General features: G+C 64.6%; 16 protein-coding genes. 2 read left to right on the top strand and 14 right to left on the bottom strand.

Annotated features, from left to right (window positions below):
• Positions 1-2: 2 nt before the first annotated feature.
• The 14 genes from DFR48_RS00280 to DFR48_RS00215 form a co-directional block, all read right to left on the bottom strand.
• The gene (locus DFR48_RS00280) at positions 3-632 is read right to left on the bottom strand and encodes a Urease operon accessory protein (protein ID WP_114361783.1); all 630 of its coding nucleotides are present in this window, start codon (positions 630-632) and stop codon (positions 3-5) included.
• A 25-nt stretch (positions 633-657) separates the two neighbouring features.
• Positions 658-1,107: a lysozyme inhibitor LprI family protein gene (locus DFR48_RS00275; protein ID WP_114361178.1), complete on the bottom strand. Its 450-nt coding sequence runs from the start codon at positions 1,105-1,107 to the stop codon at positions 658-660.
• Positions 1,108-1,126: 19 nt separating this feature from the next.
• Positions 1,127-1,552, bottom strand: a complete 426-nt coding sequence (locus DFR48_RS00270) for a lysozyme inhibitor LprI family protein (RefSeq protein WP_114361177.1) — start codon at positions 1,550-1,552, stop codon at positions 1,127-1,129.
• A gap of 30 nt (positions 1,553-1,582) precedes the next feature.
• Entirely contained in the window at positions 1,583-1,939 is a 357-nt protein-coding gene (locus DFR48_RS00265) for a GFA family protein (protein ID WP_114361176.1), read from the bottom strand.
• A complete protein-coding gene (locus DFR48_RS00260; RefSeq protein ID WP_114361175.1) occupies positions 1,939-2,244 on the bottom strand; it encodes an urease subunit beta in 306 nt (101 codons plus the stop codon). Before DFR48_RS00260 ends, DFR48_RS00265 begins: the two co-directional genes overlap by 1 nt.
• A 19-nt stretch (positions 2,245-2,263) precedes the next feature.
• On the bottom strand, positions 2,264-2,566 hold the full coding sequence (locus tag DFR48_RS00255) for an urease subunit gamma (RefSeq protein WP_112688637.1): 303 nt from the start codon (positions 2,564-2,566) through the stop codon (positions 2,264-2,266).
• A 26-nt stretch (positions 2,567-2,592) separates the two neighbouring features.
• The gene (locus DFR48_RS00250; protein ID WP_114361174.1) at positions 2,593-3,411 is read right to left on the bottom strand and encodes an urease accessory protein UreD; all 819 of its coding nucleotides are present in this window, start codon (positions 3,409-3,411) and stop codon (positions 2,593-2,595) included.
• A 220-nt stretch (positions 3,412-3,631) separates the two neighbouring features.
• Positions 3,632-4,333, bottom strand: a complete 702-nt coding sequence (gene urtE, locus DFR48_RS00245; protein ID WP_114361173.1) for an urea ABC transporter ATP-binding subunit UrtE — start codon at positions 4,331-4,333, stop codon at positions 3,632-3,634.
• Positions 4,330-5,391 (bottom strand): alpha/beta fold hydrolase, encoded by a 1,062-nt coding sequence (locus DFR48_RS00240; RefSeq protein WP_147273493.1) that lies wholly within the window; start codon positions 5,389-5,391, stop codon positions 4,330-4,332. Before DFR48_RS00240 ends, urtE begins: the two co-directional genes overlap by 4 nt.
• Before the next feature lie 8 nt (positions 5,392-5,399).
• Positions 5,400-6,152: an urea ABC transporter ATP-binding protein UrtD gene (gene urtD / locus DFR48_RS00235; protein WP_114361171.1), complete on the bottom strand. Its 753-nt coding sequence runs from the start codon at positions 6,150-6,152 to the stop codon at positions 5,400-5,402.
• Positions 6,153-6,157: 5 nt separating this feature from the next.
• A complete protein-coding gene (gene urtC / locus DFR48_RS00230) occupies positions 6,158-7,330 on the bottom strand; it encodes an urea ABC transporter permease subunit UrtC (RefSeq protein WP_114361170.1) in 1,173 nt (390 codons plus the stop codon).
• Positions 7,327-8,931, bottom strand: coding sequence for an urea ABC transporter permease subunit UrtB (gene urtB / locus DFR48_RS00225; protein WP_114361169.1), 1,605 nt, complete (start codon positions 8,929-8,931; stop codon positions 7,327-7,329). Before urtB ends, urtC begins: the two co-directional genes overlap by 4 nt.
• 259 nt (positions 8,932-9,190) lie before the next feature.
• Positions 9,191-10,480, bottom strand: coding sequence for an urea ABC transporter substrate-binding protein (urtA, locus tag DFR48_RS00220; RefSeq protein ID WP_114361168.1), 1,290 nt, complete (start codon positions 10,478-10,480; stop codon positions 9,191-9,193).
• 584 nt (positions 10,481-11,064) lie between these two features.
• Positions 11,065-11,697: a YjbE family putative metal transport protein gene (locus DFR48_RS00215; protein WP_114361782.1), complete on the bottom strand. Its 633-nt coding sequence runs from the start codon at positions 11,695-11,697 to the stop codon at positions 11,065-11,067.
• A gap of 279 nt (positions 11,698-11,976) precedes the next feature.
• Here DFR48_RS00215 and DFR48_RS00210 point away from each other — a divergent pair, with 279 nt between their 5' ends.
• Entirely contained in the window at positions 11,977-15,366 is a 3,390-nt protein-coding gene (locus tag DFR48_RS00210) for a hybrid sensor histidine kinase/response regulator (protein ID WP_114361167.1), read from the top strand.
• Complete coding sequence (locus DFR48_RS00205; protein ID WP_114361166.1) at positions 15,359-16,279, top strand: response regulator transcription factor; 921 nt, start codon at positions 15,359-15,361, stop codon at positions 16,277-16,279. Before DFR48_RS00210 ends, DFR48_RS00205 begins: the two co-directional genes overlap by 8 nt.
• Positions 16,280-16,307 lie beyond the last annotated feature (28 nt).

Raw genomic sequence — 16,307 nt, 5'->3', positions numbered from 1 at the left:
GATCAGGCTCCTTCCGGGGGAGAGATGAAATTGGTCTGCGGCAGGCGGCTGAGCCTGCCCGCTGCAATGTAGGAATCCACGAGACGCCGCTCGGCGGCGAAGGGATGGCCATCCCAGCCTTCATGCGAAAAACCGGTCAGGGCGACGGCATCGCCGGCCTCTTCGGCCTGCGCAAGGATGCTAGCGACGACGACCATGCCGCTGCTCGGAACGACATAGTCGCCCGGATCGAACGGCACGAGCGCAGCGTCGACGGCTTCGTGCACAGACCGGTCGATGACCGCGTGGGTCTTGCCGGCGTCATTCGCGAAGGCCGCAAGCGCATCGGTATAATCGTCGCAAAAGTCCGCAAGCTCCGGATGGGTCGCCATCAACGCTGGACGAAGCTCCCGGAACTTCTCCGGATCGCGGACCGACCAGATTTCCCGGCAGTCGTTCACCGGCTGGCTCGCTCGCCATTCGGGCGAGGAGAGCATCATGAGCGGCGGCCTGCCGGTATTGCAGACGGCGACCACATCCGTGCGCGTGCCTCCGGCTCCGAAGGAGCGACACTCGTTGAAGCGGATAACGAGGTCGGCCGCGTCGATGACCGGGGCAAGCCCGGGTTCGATCTCGCCATTGCCGACAATCACGATCTGCTGTGCTCTCGCCACGACGTCAATTCTCCGGAGGTTCGCCGAGCGCGTCGAGCTCGCCGCGCCGCACGCGGGTCATCTCGAGCCGGCAGGAAATGTCGTGCAGCGCCGCCTGCGAGCCGCCGCGCCAGCTCCAGCTGTCGACTTCGCATTTGCGGTCGCGATAGGCGATCCAGGCGCGCTGCGCCTCCGTCAGCGCCTCCAGATAGCCGGTGGCATAGCCCTCGACCTTGCCCTCCCGCTCACCGATCACCCTGCGCGCCTGCTGATAGGCGGCGTTCAACCTGGCATCCTCGCGAGCGAGTTCGCTCTCGGCACATTCCGCAAGCTCCACCGTGTCGAGGATCTCGTCGCACGCCTCGGATACATCCACCTGCGCGAAGGCGGCAGTCGGCGCAAGGCAGAGGAGCGCCAACACCACCGCGACCTGCAGCGAGGAAGACGTCAACCAGAAGAGGAAAAGAGCGCGCATAGGGCCAGTTACACTCCTGCTAATTCTCGACCATGCTTTTCAGCTCTTCGGTCCGCTTGCGGGTAAGGTCGGCAAGACAGGAAGAAACGATCATCGGATACATGCTTCCGCCCCAGACGCTGTAGCCGACGGCGTCGCACTGATTGTCGCGGTACTGTATCCATGCGCGCTGCGCACCGACCAGCGACTCGACCGCGCCCTTGTTCTCGGCATCGAGCTCGGCATCCCAGTCGGCCATCACCTTCTTGGTCTTGGCCCACTGGGCATTCAGCTCCTTGTCGGCCTTCTCGTAATCCTGCTGCGAGCAGACATTCATGTCGAACTGGGTCATCGCGTTTTCGCAATCGACCTCAGGCTCATCCTCGGCCGCCGCCGGCGCGGCGAAAGCGAGGCCGGAGAGAAGGACCGCTGCAACACCGCGGCAGGAAAATATCGAAAAACTCATGACTGTTGAAAACCCCGGCTGAAAATGCAGTTAGACCGACGCGCCGTCAAAAGCCTGCGACGGAAGCGAGCGGGCATCGACACCGTCGAGCGTATTGACGTTCACCGCCACCATCTCCTCGCCGTCGGGCGTCGTCCCGAAAGAGAAACTCTGAATGCCGCAGGTCTTGCAGAACAGGTGATGGATCAGGTGCTTGTTGAACTGGTATTCGGTGAGATTGCCTTCGCCGGAGTTCAGCGTGAAGGCCTCTCGCGGAACAAAGGCCAATACCGATCCGAGACGCCGGCAGCGCGAGCAATTGCACACGACCGTGTGCCCGAGATCGACGTCGACGTCGAAATCCACCGCGCCGCACTGGCAGCTTCCGTGATAATGCAAAACCGCCATCAGAGTGCTCCCATGACCTTCTGGCGAAAACCGTAGACCTCTCGCTTGCCCGAAAGCGGGATCAGCGTGACCTGCCGGGTCTGGCCCGGCTCGAAGCGCACAGCCGTTCCGGCCGGAATATCGAGCCGCATGCCCCTTGCCTTCTCGCGATCGAAGGAAAGGCCGGCATTGGCCTCGAAGAAGTGGTAGTGGCTGCCGACCTGCACCGGCCGGTCACCTGTGTTGGACACCTCGACCGTCACGGTCGGAAGGCCGGCATTCAGCTCGATTTCGCCTTTTGCGGCAATGATTTCACCGGGGATCATGAATCAGTCCTCCAACGACTTAACGTATCGGTTCATGCACGGTCACGAGCTTCGTGCCGTCCGGGAAAGTCGCCTCGACCTGGACGTCGTGGATCATCTCGGCGATGCCCTCCATCACCTGGTCGCGGGTGATCACGTGCGCCCCCGCCTCCATGAGGTCGGCGACCGAACGTCCGTCGCGCGCGCCTTCCACCACGAAGTCGGTGATGAGCGCGATCGCTTCCGGATAGTTGAGCTTCACCCCCCGTTCGAGCCGGCGGCGCGCCACCATGGCGGCCATGGCGATCAGGAGTTTGTCTTTTTCTCTCGGCGTGAGGTTCATGCCCGCTCCACTCTTCTTGACGACTGTCAGAGATTCCAGACTTTCGGCATAGTTGCGCTTCCGCGCAAGGCCGAAACGACTGGAACCAGTTTTTGTCTGAGCTGGAAGCCGTCGGCAGCGGTCATCCGCACGACGAGCTTGCCGTCCCACTGGCTCGCACCACCCGAGCCGTCACCGAGGATCGCGCGCACCTGCGGTAGCAGCGCCTCCGCGAGCGGCCCGACATAGAGCACGGTGGCAAAGGCGAGAGCACCACCGAGAACCGCGTTCGAGGCGGTCAATCCCGCGATGTCGTCGTCGAGCCGCAGTTCCTCGGCATGGAGAAGCTGCCCGCCGCGGCGGATGCGCCAGCGGTCCCGCAGGAGGCCGCGGGAAACGGCCTCCCCCATCGCCTTGCGCCCGAGCAGCACTGCCTCGACGGCGATGAACTCAGTGTCCTCGTCGAGATCGACATCCAGTCGCCGGGTCAGCGACGCATTGTCGAAAAGGATCGTCTCCTGCGGCAGCCAGTGGACCTTGGCACCGGCGGCGACGGTGATCCGCGTCTCGACGGCGGCAGTTCCGAACGAGGCCTTGTAGATCTTTTCACAAGCCTGCGTCGTTGCTGTCACGAAAGTGCCGGGGCCGGCGGCGACCGACCAGTCCATACGGTCGCCGCCCGTCAGGCCGCCGCCGGTGTTGATGAATACGGCCTCCATCTCGGCGGAAAAGGTCTCGGGCAGCCGGATCTTGGCCGCCCCTTCCTGGTAGAGCTCGGCGAGGCGCGTGCGGCCGCCGAGGAGCTTCGCTGCGATATGCCCGCGGCCCCACGCCCTTTGCTGTCGGTCCTGCACCAATGCCGTCAAGCTTCCCTCGTCTCCGCTGTCCTGCCGCCGTCCCGGAGCCTTCTCGGCCCGGCGACGGCAAGGAAAGCAAGTTCCGTGCCTTCCCGACCGAGCCGCTGAAGCATCTGCAGACACACCGCCCGCGGGATGCGCCGCGGACAGGAAACCCGTCCTGCCCTCCTGGCGGGCAATATCACTGCCCAATTTCTGGGCAGCCGTGCATCCCCTCACCTGACCTCCGTCAGACCGTCAGGTGCCGGCGGACATCGGCCGAGTCGAGCGTCTCGGCCGCGCCCTCGTGTACGATCTCACCGCGATCCATGATGTAGACGTAGTCGGCAAGCTCCCGGCAGAAATCAAGATACTGTTCGACGAGCAGGATCGCCATGCCGGTCGAGTCCCTGAGATAGCGGATGGCACGGCCGATATCCTTGATGATCGACGGCTGGATGCCCTCTGTCGGCTCGTCGAGCACGAGAAGGCGCGGCCGCATGACGAGGGCCCGCCCGATCGCCAGCTGCTGCTGCTGCCCGCCGGAAAGATCGCCGCCACGCCGTCCGAGCATGGATTGCAGCACGGGAAACAGGCTGAAGATGTCATCCGGAATGAAGCGGTCCTTGCGGACGAGCGGCGCATAACCGGTTTCGAGGTTTTCCTTCACCGTCAGCAGCGGAAAAATTTCCCGCCCCTGCGGTACGTAGCCGACGCCGAGCTTGGCGCGCTGATAGGGCGCCATGCCGTTCATCGTTTTTTCGGCGAACCGGATCTCGCCCGCCGACGCCGGATGCTGGCCGGTGATCGCCCGCAACAGCGAGGACTTGCCCACCCCGTTGCGGCCGAGCACGCAGGTGATCTTGCCCATCGGTGCAACGAGACTGACGCCGCGAAGAGCCTGCGCGGCACCGTAGTGGAGGTTGATGTTGTCGACGACGAGTTCGCTCACCGTGCTGTCTCCTCGATGAAACCCTGGATGGCGGAGAAGAGCTCCGCATTGTGGCCGATCCAGACGTGGCCGCCGGTCGGGTAGAGGATCAGCCTTGCGCCCGCTACGCGGTCGGCGATGTAGCGCGCAGCGTCGGCGGTCAGGTAGCGGTCGTCTTCGACCGAGATGGCGAGCGTCGGTGCCGTGATCGCTTCCAGCGGCATCGGCTGGGGATCGCCAGCCAGCCGCATGTCGTTCAGCAATCCCTGCGCCCGCTCGCTGACCGGCAGGATCGCATCGAGGATCGCCTGCACGCGGCTGCGCTCGTCCGGCGCGGCAGCGGCGAACAGAGCCGGATCCGTCGCCAGGACCGAGCCGATCATCAGGTCGGGCATAGCCGACATGGCCGCCCAGAACAGGAAGTCCGATCCGAGCGCCGCCTCGACCAGGTGTTCCTGACCCGGCGACCATGGGCGTGCCGGCGGCCGGTTGGGGGCATAGGCCGCCGGCACGACCGCGATCAGCGCAGCACAACGATCCGGGTGGCGGATGGCGAAAGCGATGGCAGATAACGCCCCGGCCGAGCCGCCGATGACCGGTATCCTGTCGATGCCGAGCGCATCGAGCAGATCGACAAACGCGTCCGCCTGGTTTTCCGAAGAAGGATCGGTCGGAAAGGCCGAGCCGAGATAACCGAACCGCGATGGCGAAATCACCCGCATGCCGTTTTCGACCAGCGGCGCGGCAAACAGCAAGCCCTGATCGCATCCGCCGCCGCTGCCATGGATCATCAGCACGGGCTTGCCTGTGCCGGCTTCGGCATATTCTAGCGGGCCGAAGCGGCCTTCGATCGTCGTGGCGCGATAGCCCGCGATGTGCGCCCGCGCGGCGCCGAGGGCTACCGCGTAGCGACGGTGCAGCCAACCGGCCCCGACCGCGACCGCTGTACCGCCCGCAGCCAAAGCGAAAAGCGTTCTGCGCGTCAACATCATCCCGATCTCCGCAGCCACGTCCACGACGCCGGGCGTCGGGGAGAGTGAGATCAGACTACCAGCGGAGCGGGCGGCAACATTGACCATGATCAAGTTCACCGCCCCAGATAGTTCTCGATGACCTTCTGGTCGTTCGAGACGAAATCGATCGAGCCCTCGGCCAGCACCGAGCCTTCCGCCAGACACGTCACCTTGACGCCGAGGTCGCGGATGAAGCCCATGTCGTGCTCGACGACGACGACCGAACGGGTCTTGGCGATCTGCTTGAGCAGGATCGCCGTTTCCGCCGTCTCCGCGTCGGTCATGCCGGCCACCGGTTCGTCGACAAGCAGAAGCTTGGGCTCCTGCGCCAGCAGCATGCCGATTTCGAGCCACTGCTTCTGGCCATGGCTGAGATTGGCGGCGACGTCGTCCTTGCGACCGGTGAGGCGGATCGTTTCGAGGATCTCCTCGATGCGTGCCTTGTCTTCCACGCTCAGCCGGTAGAACAGCGTCGCGAAGACGCCCCGTTTGCGGTTGAGCGCGAGTTCGAGATTGTCCCAGACCGTATGGCTCTCGAAGACGGTCGGCTTCTGGAACTTGCGGCCGATGCCGAGCTCCGCGATCTCCGCCTCGTCCTTCTTCGTCAAGTCCACCTCGCCGTTGAAGAAGACCTCGCCCTCGTCGGGTCTGGTCTTGCCCGTGATGATGTCCATCATCGTCGTCTTGCCGGCGCCGTTCGGACCGATGATCGCCCTGAGCTCCCCGGGCTCGACGACGAAGGACAGAGAGTTCAGCGCCTTGAAGCCGTCGAAGGAGACGGATACGCCGTCGAGATAGAGAATGCTCGTCGGTTTCTTCTCGTTCATGGCGCTCACTCCGCGGCCTGTTCGAGCGGCAACGCCGCGTCGGATACCTTGTCATGGTTGGTGGCATCATCCGCCGCCTTGCGGTCCCGGCGCGCCGCATGGCGCTGCTGGATCGTGCCGACGATTCCCTTGGGCAGGAACAACGTGACGCCGATGAAGAGGCCGCCGAGTGCGAAGAGCCAGAGGTCCGGGAAGGCGCCGGTGAAGTAGCTCTTGCCCACGTTGACCAGGATCGCTCCGATGATCGGCCCGATCAGCGTGCCGCGCCCGCCGACTGCGGTCCACACAACCACTTCGATCGAGTTGGCGGGTGCGAACTCGCCCGGATTGATGATGCCGACCTGCGGCACGAAGAGCGCGCCGGCAATGCCCGCCATCATCGCCGAGACGGTGAAGGTGAAGAGCTTGATGTTCTCCACCCGGTAGCCGAGGAAGCGCACGCGGCTTTCCGCGTCCCGCACGCCGACCAGTACCTTGCCGAACTTCGAGCGGGTGATGGCCGAAGCAATGACAAGGCAGACGGCGAGGAACAACGCCGAAAGCGAAAACAGCACCGCGCGCGTTCCGTCCGCCTGAACGGAAAAGCCGAGGATCTCCTTGTAGTCGGTCAGGCCGTTATTGCCGCCGAAGCCCATGTCGTTGCGGAAGAAGGCGAGCATCAGCGCATAGGTCATCGCCTGGGTGATGATCGAGAGATAGACGCCGTTGACGCGGGAGCGGAAGGCGAACCAGCCGAAGACGAAGGCGAGCAGGCCCGGCACGATGAGCACCATCGCCATGGCGACCGGGAACACGTCCATGCCGTACCAGAACCACGGCAGTTCCTTCCAGTTGAGGAAGACCATGAAGTCCGGCAGGATCGGGTCGCCGTAGACGCCCCGGCTGCCGATCTGGCGCATCAGATACATGCCCATGGCATAGCCGCCGAGCGCGAAGAAGGCCCCATGACCGAGCGAGAGGATGCCGCAATAGCCCCAGACGAGGTCGAGCGCGAGCGCCAGCAGCGCATAGCAGAGATACTTGCCGAGCAGCGACATGATGTAGGTCGGTACATGCAGCGGATTGCCCGGCGCCGTCAGCAAATTGAGCGCCGGAATGAGCAGGGCGAAGGCGACGAGAATGCCGACGGCAATGACGATCTTGCCTTCGAGTGCGCGCAGGATGAAGCCGGCAATCATGCTTCCACCGCCCTTCCCTTGAGCGCAAACAGGCCGCGCGGACGTTTCTGGATGAAGAGGATGATGAGAACCAGCACGAGGATCTTGCCGAGAACCGCACCGACCGAAGGTTCGAGGAACTTGTTCAAGACGCCGAGCGAGAGCGCCCCGACCAGCGTGCCCCAGAGATTGCCCACCCCGCCGAAGACCACGACCATGAAGCTGTCGATGATGTAGGATTGGCCGAGGTTCGGGCTCACATTGTCGATCTGGCTGAGCGCCACACCGGCGATGCCGGCGATCCCCGAACCGAGCGCGAAGGTGAAGGCATCGACGAGAGGGGTGCGGATGCCCATGGAGGAGGCCATGCGGCGGTTCTGGGTCACAGCGCGCATCTGCAGGCCGAAGGACGAGCGCTTCATGAGCGTCAACAGCGCGAAGAAGATCGTCAGCGAGAACAAGACGATCCACAGGCGGTTCCAGGTGATGGTCATGCCGCCGAGCGCAAAGGAACCGGACATCCAGGACGGATTGCCGACCTCCTGGTTGGTCGGGCCGAAGATGGTGCGGATCGCCTGCTGCAGGATGAGCGAAATGCCCCAGGTGGCGAGCAGGGTCTCGAGCGGGCGGCCGTAGAGGAAGCGGATGACGCCGCGCTCGATGACGAGGCCGACCGCGGCAGTGATCAGGAAGGCGACGGGCAGCGCGATCGCCAGCGACCAGTCGAACAGTCCCGGATAATTCGTGCGGATCACCTGCTGCACCACGAAGGTGGAATAGGCGCCGATCATCACCATCTCGCCATGCGCCATGTTGATGATGCCCATGACGCCGAACGTGATGGCGAGCCCGATCGCCGCGAGCAGCAGTACAGAGCCGAGCGAGATCCCGTACCAGACGTTCTGGCCGGCATCCCAGAGCAGCAACTGGCCCTCGATGCCGGAGATGGCAGAGTCGAGGTCGGGCCTGAGGCTCCCGTCGATGGTCGAGGACACCGACATCAGGATGCCGATCGCCTCGCGCCCGCCGAGCGAGGCGACGGTTTTGATCGCGGCCCGCTTTTCATCGGCGCTGCGGTCGGAGGCCAGGACCGACACGGCGCGGGCCTCTTCCATGCGCGTCTTGACCTCGGCGTCTGTTTCCTTGGCGAGCGCCGCCTCGACCAGTTCGAGGTTTTCCGCGCTCGGCGACTGCAGGACCGCCTGCGCTGCCGCAAGGCGCACGGCACGATCGGGGCTGAGCAGCGTCAGCCCGCCGAGCGCTGAACGGATGGCGCGACGGAGATTGTTGTTGACCTTGATCTTGGTGAAGGCGCTCTTCGGCGCCTCGCCGGCCGTCTCGCCGGTCAGCGGATCGATCAGCGCAAAATTGGCCCCCGCCGCCTTGGTGATGAAGACCGCGCCATCGGACTTGCGGGCATAGAGATCGCCTTCGCCAAACGCGTTGAGCGCCGGCACGACCCGTGGGTCGCCCGTCGCCGCTATCTGGCCGATCAGCTCTTCCGCCTGCTTGAAGCTGGCCTTGCCGAGCTGGTCGATCAACGCCTTCGGATCGGACTGGGCAAGGGAGGGTGTGGTGATGGATAGAAGGAGAAAAATCAGTGTGATGAAACGGATAAGCATTCTCTTGTCCCCCGGTTGGCGGGCGGCCGTGCCTGAGGCCCCCCTCAGCCGCCTGCCAGCACCTTTTCCTGACGGAACCGGCGTTGCGACGAGGCAGGAAAAGCACTACCCCCTCTGGCCTGCCGGCCATCTCCCCCACAAGGGGGGAGACACTTTGCGGCACCCACCTGGGCTTCAATCGGCTTCGGCGGGTCGGCTGGGTTAAAGCCCTCCCCCTTGTGGGGAGGGTTGGGAGGGGTTCTTGGACCCGAATGAGCGATCAGCTGCCCTTGCCGCCGCACTTGCCGGAAGCAACGTTGAAGTTGCCGCAGGACATCGGCTTGCGCCAGTCGGAGATCAGGTCCTTGGAGTCCGGCAGGTAGTCGGACCATTCGTCGCCGACGACGGCCGGAGTTTCCTGCACGACTTCGAACTGGCCGTCGGCCTGGATTTCACCGATCAGCACCGGCTTGGTGATGTGGTGGTTCGGCATGACGGTCGAGGTGCCGCCCGAGAGGTTCGGAACGGAGACGCCGATGATCGAGTCGAGAACCGCATCGGTGTCGGTGGTGCCGGCGGCTTCGACGGCCTTCACCCAGGCGTTGAAGCCGATATAGGCGGCTTCCATCGGGTCGTTGGTCACGCGCTTGTCGTTCTTGGTGAAGGCATGCCAGGTCTTGATGAACTCGGCATTGACGTCGGCGTCGACGGACTGGAAGTAGTTCCAGGCGGCGAGATGACCGACGAGCGGCGCGGTGTCGAGACCGGCGAGTTCTTCTTCACCGACCGAGAAGGCGACGACCGGGATGTCTTCGGCCTTGATGCCCTGGTTGGCGAGTTCCTTGTAGAAGGGAACGTTGGCGTCACCGTTGATGGTCGAGACGACGGCGGTCTTCTTGCCGGCCGAACCGAACTTCTTGATGTCCGAGACGATCGTCTGCCAGTCGGAATGAGCGAACGGCGTGTAGTTGATCATGATGTCCTCTTCCTTGACGCCCTTCGACATCAGGTAGGCCTTCAGGATCTTGTTGGTCGTCTGCGGATAGACGTAGTCGGTGCCGGCGAGCACCCAGCGCTCGACGCCTTCCTCGTTGGCGAGGTAGTCGACGGCCGGGATCGCCTGCTGGTTCGGGGCGGCACCGGTGTAGAAGATGTTGCGCGAGGATTCCTCACCCTCGTACTGAACGGGGTAGAAGAGGATCGAGTTCAGCTCTTCGAAGACCGGCAGGACCGACTTGCGCGACGACGAGGTCCAGCAACCGAAGACGGCGGCGACTTTGTCCTTCTCGATCAGCTCGCGGGCCTTTTCGGCAAACAGTGGCCAGTCGGAGGCCGGGTCGACGACCACGGCTTCGAGCTTCTTGCCGAGAACGCCGCCCTTCTTGTTCTGCTCTTCGACGAGCATCAGCATGGCGTCCTTGAGCGTCGTTTCCGAGATCGCCATCGTGCCGGACAGCGAGTGCAAGACGCCGACCTTGATTGTATCGTCGGCCGCAAAGGCGCCGGTGAACGCCGTCGTCGACAGCATGGCGCCGAGCAGGGCGCCTGAAAGATGTGCCTTCAGTCTCATCTGATTTTTCCCCTCTTCGTGAGTTCAGCAACCGCGCCTTCCGGCGCTCGCTGTTGCTTGGGGAACTATCGGCTGCTGCAATGCAAAACGGCATACGTCGTTTGACGTATGCCGAGGGGGAAAGCGCGCGCCGCATGATCGCGGTCGTGTTCTGCAACAAAGGTGAGGCCGTCACATTTCAGGGAATGTGACGGCCTCTTGCTCGCCCGAATCCTGCATCGACGGAGCGCAATGGGGGTGTCGCTCCTGGCGGCAGACTGAGCGAGACATTCCCTTGGCGATGGCGCGGCGATCGGACGGCGGGCGGCAACTTCAGCGGAAAGGATGACCCTCGTTTCCGGCGCGCAGGACGGGGTACCTCCTCCGGCTTTCGACCCCGATCCCTTTCATCGCTCTCTCCTCCCGGCTCTCGTGAAGCGTGGTCGCTTCGTTTCGATGGAAAGAGTTCTAGCAGGACGACACTGACAGAAAGCTGACCGGAAACGGCGCGATCACCATCCGGAGCCGGGGACCGGGAAACGGAAAACGCCGGCCACCTTTCGGCGACCGGCGCGTACTGACGCCAAGAATGCGCAAGCGGGCGATTAGCCGAGATAGCCGAGAGCGACCGGCCAGACCTCCAGGAACCCGTGATAGATCATGCTGACCGTCACGTAGCTGATGACGCCGAGGCCGACATAGGCGATCCAGCGGTGGCGATGCAGCAGGGTCGCGACGAGGTTGGCGGCAAGCCCCATCAGCGTGATCGAGAGGATGAGCCCGAAGGCGAGGATGATCATGTGCTCCTTGGCCGCACCGGCGACCGCGAGCACGTTGTCGAGCGACATCGAGACATCAGCGACGACGATTTCCACTGCCGCCACGAGGAAGGTCTTCTCCTTGATGGTGAGCTCGGTGTCGTCGGTCTCCCCCAGCTTGTGCGGTTGGTGCGCGACGCTGCGCAGCTCGGACCACATCTTCCAGCAGACCCAGGCGAGCATCAGCCCGCCGAGAAGCTGCAGACCGACGACCGTCAGGAGGAAGGCGGTTACGGTCGCGAAACTGATGCGCAGGACGGTGGCGGCGAGAATGCCGACGAGAATTGCGTTTCGCCGCTGCGCCGCCGGCAGGCCTGCGGCAGCAAGCCCGATCACGATCGCATTGTCGCCCGCCAGCACGAGATCGATGGCCACGACCTCGAAAAACGCCGCCAATCCGGCTGCGGTGAAAAGCTCCATCATCTCGGCCGACCCATTCCGCTGAGTTTCCCTGCCACCTCGCTTAGCGGACGGGCTGACAACTCGAAAGGAGAATCTCGCTGGCCGAGCCGTTTCGCGCAGAAGAATCGGAAGGCGAGCGGAAATTCCCGCGCGCCCGCAGACATCCGGGCGATGATCCTGGCCGGGGACAGACATCCAAGGCGAAACGCTTGCGCTCAAATCGCCCTTGCCATTCGCGCAATTCCCATGAAAATGCCTAGGCAATAGTCATTTCAAAGAAGGCGCCAGTTTTTAGGCATGGCCGCACGCCAACGCATCATCCCCGTCCGCCGCGAATACAACCGCTGGGTCGCCGACCAGACGCTCGAGGACTATGCGCTCCGCTTCACGGCCAAGGGTGCCCGGCGCTTTTCGTCGTCGCGGATATCGCAGACGGCGATCGGCGCCATCTCCTTCCTGGCGCTCGAGGCCATCGGCGGCACGATCACCCTTTCCTACGGCACCACCAACGCTTCTCTCGCGATCCTCGCGGCGGCGCTGGTCATGCTGCTCGTCGGCGTGCCGATCACCCGCTACGCCATCCGCCACGGCGTCGACATCGACCTTCTGACCCGCGGCGCCGGATTCGGCTACATCGGCTCGACGATCACCTCGCTGATCTATGCGAGCTTCACCTTCATGCTCTTCGCCATCGAGGCGTCGATCATGACCGGGGCGCTCGACCTCGCCTTCGGCGTGCCGCCCTGGATCGGCTACATCGTCTCCGCGGCGGTCGTCATTCCGCTCGTCACCTATGGCGTCCGGTTGATCTCCAAATTCCAGCTGGTCACGCAGCCGTTCTGGATCGTGCTCAACATCCTGCCCTTCGTCTTCATCGCCGTCATGGACTGGGAGAAGATCGACCTCTGGCGGGCCTTTGCTGGCATCGGTCATCCGGCCGCGGCCATGGGCGAGAGCGCGCCCTTCGATCTCGTCGATTTCGGTGCTGCCTCCGCCGTCATCCTGGCGCTGATGCCGCAGATCGGTGAGCAGGTCGACTTCCTGCGCTTTCTGCCGCCGGAGGGCGGGCGCCGGTGGCATCACCGCATCGCCGTCTTCCTCGCCGGCGCCGGCTGGGTCGTGCTCGGCGTGCCGAAACTGCTGGCGGGCTCCTTCCTCGCCGTGCTGACGCTCTCGACCGGCGTGCCCGTGGGCGAAGCCGCCGATCCGGCGCGGATGTATGTGACGGCCTTCGGCTACATGATCCCGAACCACACCGCCGCCCTGCTGCTGATGGCCGGCTTCGTGGTGATCTCGCAACTGAAGATCAACGTGATGAACGCCTATGCCGGGTCGCTCGCCTGGTCGAATTTCTTCTCGCGGCTCACCCACAGCCATCCCGGCCGCGTCGTCTGGCTGGTGTTCAACGTGGCGATCGCGCTGCTGCTGATGGAGCTCGGAATCTACAGGCTGCTCGAGGAGACGCTCGGCATCTTCTCGATCGTCGCCATGTCCTGGCTCTGCACCGTCTCCGCCGACCTCTTCGTCAACAAGCCGCTCGGTCTCGCGCCGCCCGGCATCGAGTTCAAGCGCGCCCATCTCCACGACGTCAACCCGGTCGGCCTCGGGACCCTCGTCGCCTCCGGCGGTTTGGCTCTTGCGGCGCATTTCGGGCTGTTCGGTCCACTGATGGCCTCGCTCGCCACCTACGTGACGCTCGTCGCCTTCGTGATCGCGCCGCTGATCGCCTGGGCGACGGGCGGCCGCTACTATCTCGCCCGCAAGCCGCGGCAAAGCTGGAAGAAGCTTGCCGCGATCACCTGCTCGATCTGCGAACACCCCTTCGAGCCGGAGGACATGGCATGGTGCCCGGCCTATGCCGCCCCCATCTGCTCGCTTTGCTGCTCGCTCGACAGCCGTTGCCACGACATGTGCAAGCCGCATGCACGGCTCGACGCGCAGACCGCGGCCGTCGCCCGCTCGTTTCTGCCGGAAAGCGTCATCGCCAGGTTGTCGACGCGGCTCGGACGATACGGCCTCACGGCCATCGTGGCGATCACCGGCATCGGCGCCATCCTGACGCTCATCGCCCACCAGGTCGGCGCGGCCTCGCCGGAGACCGCGGCAGTGGTCGACCGCACGGCACTGATCGTCTTCTTCGTCTTCTCGGTGATTGCCGGCGTCGCAAGCTGGTTCTACGTGCTCGCCCATGACAGCCGGGTTGTGGCAGAAGAGGAATCCTCCCGCCAGAACACGCTGCTCCTGAAGGAAATCGCCGCCCACCGGAAGACCGACGCCGCCCTGCAGACGGCCAAGGAGACGGCGGAGGCCGCCAACCGCGCCAAGAGCCGCTATGTCGTCGGCCTCTCCCACGAGCTGCGCACGCCGCTCAACGCGGTGCTCGGCTACGCACAAATCCTGGAGCGTGACGAAACGATCCCGCCGAAGCGGCAGTCGGCGATCAAGGTCATCCGCCGTTCCGCCGATCACCTCTCCGGCCTCATCGACGGTCTCCTCGACATCTCCAAGATCGAGGCCGGTCGCCTGCAGGTCTATTCGAACGAGCTCGACATCCAGGATTTTCTCGACCAGATCACCGACATGTTCCGCCCGCAGGCGGAGGCCAAGGGGCTCGCCTTCGTGCACGAGCGCGCCCGCGGGCTGCCGCAATATGTCCGCACCGACGAGAAACGGCTGCGCCAGATCCTCGTCAACCTGCTCTCGAACGCGATCAAGTTCACCGACCGCGGAAGCGTCACCTTCAAGGTCGATTATCGCAGCCAGGTGGCGACCTTCACGGTCTCCGACACCGGGCGGGGCATCGCCGAAAAGGAGCTCACGCGGATCTTCGAACCCTTCCAACGCGGCGAGGCCGACAACGTCCGCCCCCTGCCCGGCCTCGGCCTCGGCCTGACGATCACAAAGCTCCTCACCAATACGCTCGGCGGTGAGATCGGCGTCTCGAGCGAGCGCGACAGGGGATCGACCTTCCGCGTGCGGCTGATGCTCTCGGCCGTCGACCGGCCGAACACCGCGCCGGCGCCCGAGCGAAAGATCGTCTCCTACACCGGCCCACGCCGGACCATCGTCGTCGTCGACGACAACGAGGACCACCGCGACCTGATGCGCGAGGTGCTGGCCCCGCTCGACTTCGTGGTGCTGACCGCCGCCGGCGGGCCGGAATGCCTGACGCTGACCGAGGGGGTGAAGGCCGACCTCTTCCTCGTCGACATTTCCATGCCCGGCATGAACGGCTGGCAACTCGTGGAGCGGTTACGCGAGGCCGGTCAGACCGCCCCCATCCTGATGCTGTCCGCCAATATCGGCGACGGATCGATCTCGAACGGCGGCAGCGACGCCCACAACGACACCATCGCCAAGCCGGTCGACGTGCGCCGACTGCGCGACAAGCTCGCGAAATATCTCGGCCTCGACTGGACCTACGCCGACGAGCAGGTGGCGACGAAAAGGGCCGAAGCGCCGGCACGACCGAAGCCGCCCGCGGCCGGACACGTCGACGAACTCGTGCGGCTCGGAGAAATCGGCTATATCCGGGGGATAGAGGCCAAGCTCGCCGAGATCGGCGCCAATCCGGACCATCTCGCCTTCACCGAGGCGCTGCGCGTTCATGTGCAGTCCTTCGACATTCCGGGCTACCTCGCTCTCCTGAAGACCTACGAGACGGAAAGGGCCGAAATCCGTGGCTGACGCACTCGAACCCCGCGACATCGTGCTGCTCGTCGACGACAGCCCGGACGCGCTCGGCTTCCTCACCGAAGCGCTCGAACAGTCGGGTTTCTCCGTGCTGATCGCGACCTCCGGGCAGGCGGCACTCGCGATCGTCGGGCGCATCAGCCCCGACCTGATCCTTCTCGATGCGGTGATGCCCACGATGGACGGTTTCGAGACCTGCCGCCGGCTGAAGGCCGACCCGGCCGTAGCGCAGGTGCCGGTGATCTTCATGACGGGCCTCACCGAAACCGAGCACGTCGTGCATGCGCTGGAATCGGGCGGCGTCGACTACCTGACGAAGCCGATCAACATCGACGAGCTGCGCGCCCGCATCCGGGTGCATCTCGCCAATGCCCGCTCGGCCCGCAGCGCCCGCGTGGCGCTCGACGCCACCGGTCGCCATCTCGTGGCCTTCCGCGCCGACGGCGGCATCCGCTGGTCGACACCACAAGCCTCGCGGCTGATCCGCGAGGCGACCGGCCGCGACGATGGTGCTGATCTCGTGGCACCCGCCGTCGCCGCATGGATGACAGTCCGCGGGAAGCAGGGTCACGGCGGGGAAGCCGCCTTTTCGTATCCGCCGTCCGGCGACGCCTTGCTGCACTTTGCGTTTCTCGGCGTGATCGGACCCGACGAATATCTCTTCCGCCTGACGGCCGGCACGAAGAACAGCGACGAGGCCCTGCGCCGCACCTTCGGCCTGACCGCACGCGAATCCGAGGTTCTCGCCTGGATCGCCAAGGGCAAGTCCAACCGCGACATCGGCGAAATCCTCGGCCTGTCCGCCCGCACCGTCAACAAGCACCTGGAGCAAATCTACGTGAAGCTCGGCGTCGAAAACCGCGCCTCCGCCGCCGTCAAGGCAGCGAACGTGCTGCATGAGGCGTGAGGGAACGTCCAGCTCCGCAGACATCTTC

Origin of the sequence: Ciceribacter lividus, assembly GCF_003337715.1 — a bacterium.
Lineage (GTDB): Bacteria > Pseudomonadota > Alphaproteobacteria > Rhizobiales > Rhizobiaceae > Allorhizobium > Allorhizobium lividum.
Note: the sequence above shows the minus strand (reverse complement) of the source record. Positions and strands in the feature narration are given on the sequence as shown.

Excerpts from the sequence above, each read along its gene's own strand:
- DFR48_RS00265 (WP_114361176.1), bottom strand. The coding sequence starts at position 1,939 with ATGGCGGTTTTGCATTATCACGGAAGCTGCCAGTGCGGCGCGGTGGAT.
- urtC (WP_114361170.1), bottom strand. The coding sequence starts at position 7,330 with ATGATTGCCGGCTTCATCCTGCGCGCACTCGAAGGCAAGATCGTCATT.
- urtD (WP_114361171.1), bottom strand. The coding sequence starts at position 6,152 with ATGAACGAGAAGAAACCGACGAGCATTCTCTATCTCGACGGCGTATCC.
- DFR48_RS00210 (WP_114361167.1), top strand. The coding sequence starts at position 11,977 with ATGGCCGCACGCCAACGCATCATCCCCGTCCGCCGCGAATACAACCGC.
- DFR48_RS00215 (WP_114361782.1), bottom strand. The coding sequence starts at position 11,697 with ATGGAGCTTTTCACCGCAGCCGGATTGGCGGCGTTTTTCGAGGTCGTG.
- DFR48_RS00255 (WP_112688637.1), bottom strand. The coding sequence starts at position 2,566 with ATGAACCTCACGCCGAGAGAAAAAGACAAACTCCTGATCGCCATGGCC.
- DFR48_RS00240 (WP_147273493.1), bottom strand. The coding sequence starts at position 5,391 with ATGGTCAATGTTGCCGCCCGCTCCGCTGGTAGTCTGATCTCACTCTCC.
- DFR48_RS00275 (WP_114361178.1), bottom strand. The coding sequence starts at position 1,107 with ATGCGCGCTCTTTTCCTCTTCTGGTTGACGTCTTCCTCGCTGCAGGTC.
- DFR48_RS00270 (WP_114361177.1), bottom strand. The coding sequence starts at position 1,552 with ATGAGTTTTTCGATATTTTCCTGCCGCGGTGTTGCAGCGGTCCTTCTC.
- urtA (WP_114361168.1), bottom strand. The coding sequence starts at position 10,480 with ATGAGACTGAAGGCACATCTTTCAGGCGCCCTGCTCGGCGCCATGCTG.
- DFR48_RS00260 (WP_114361175.1), bottom strand. The coding sequence starts at position 2,244 with ATGATCCCCGGTGAAATCATTGCCGCAAAAGGCGAAATCGAGCTGAAT.
- urtB (WP_114361169.1), bottom strand. The coding sequence starts at position 8,931 with ATGCTTATCCGTTTCATCACACTGATTTTTCTCCTTCTATCCATCACC.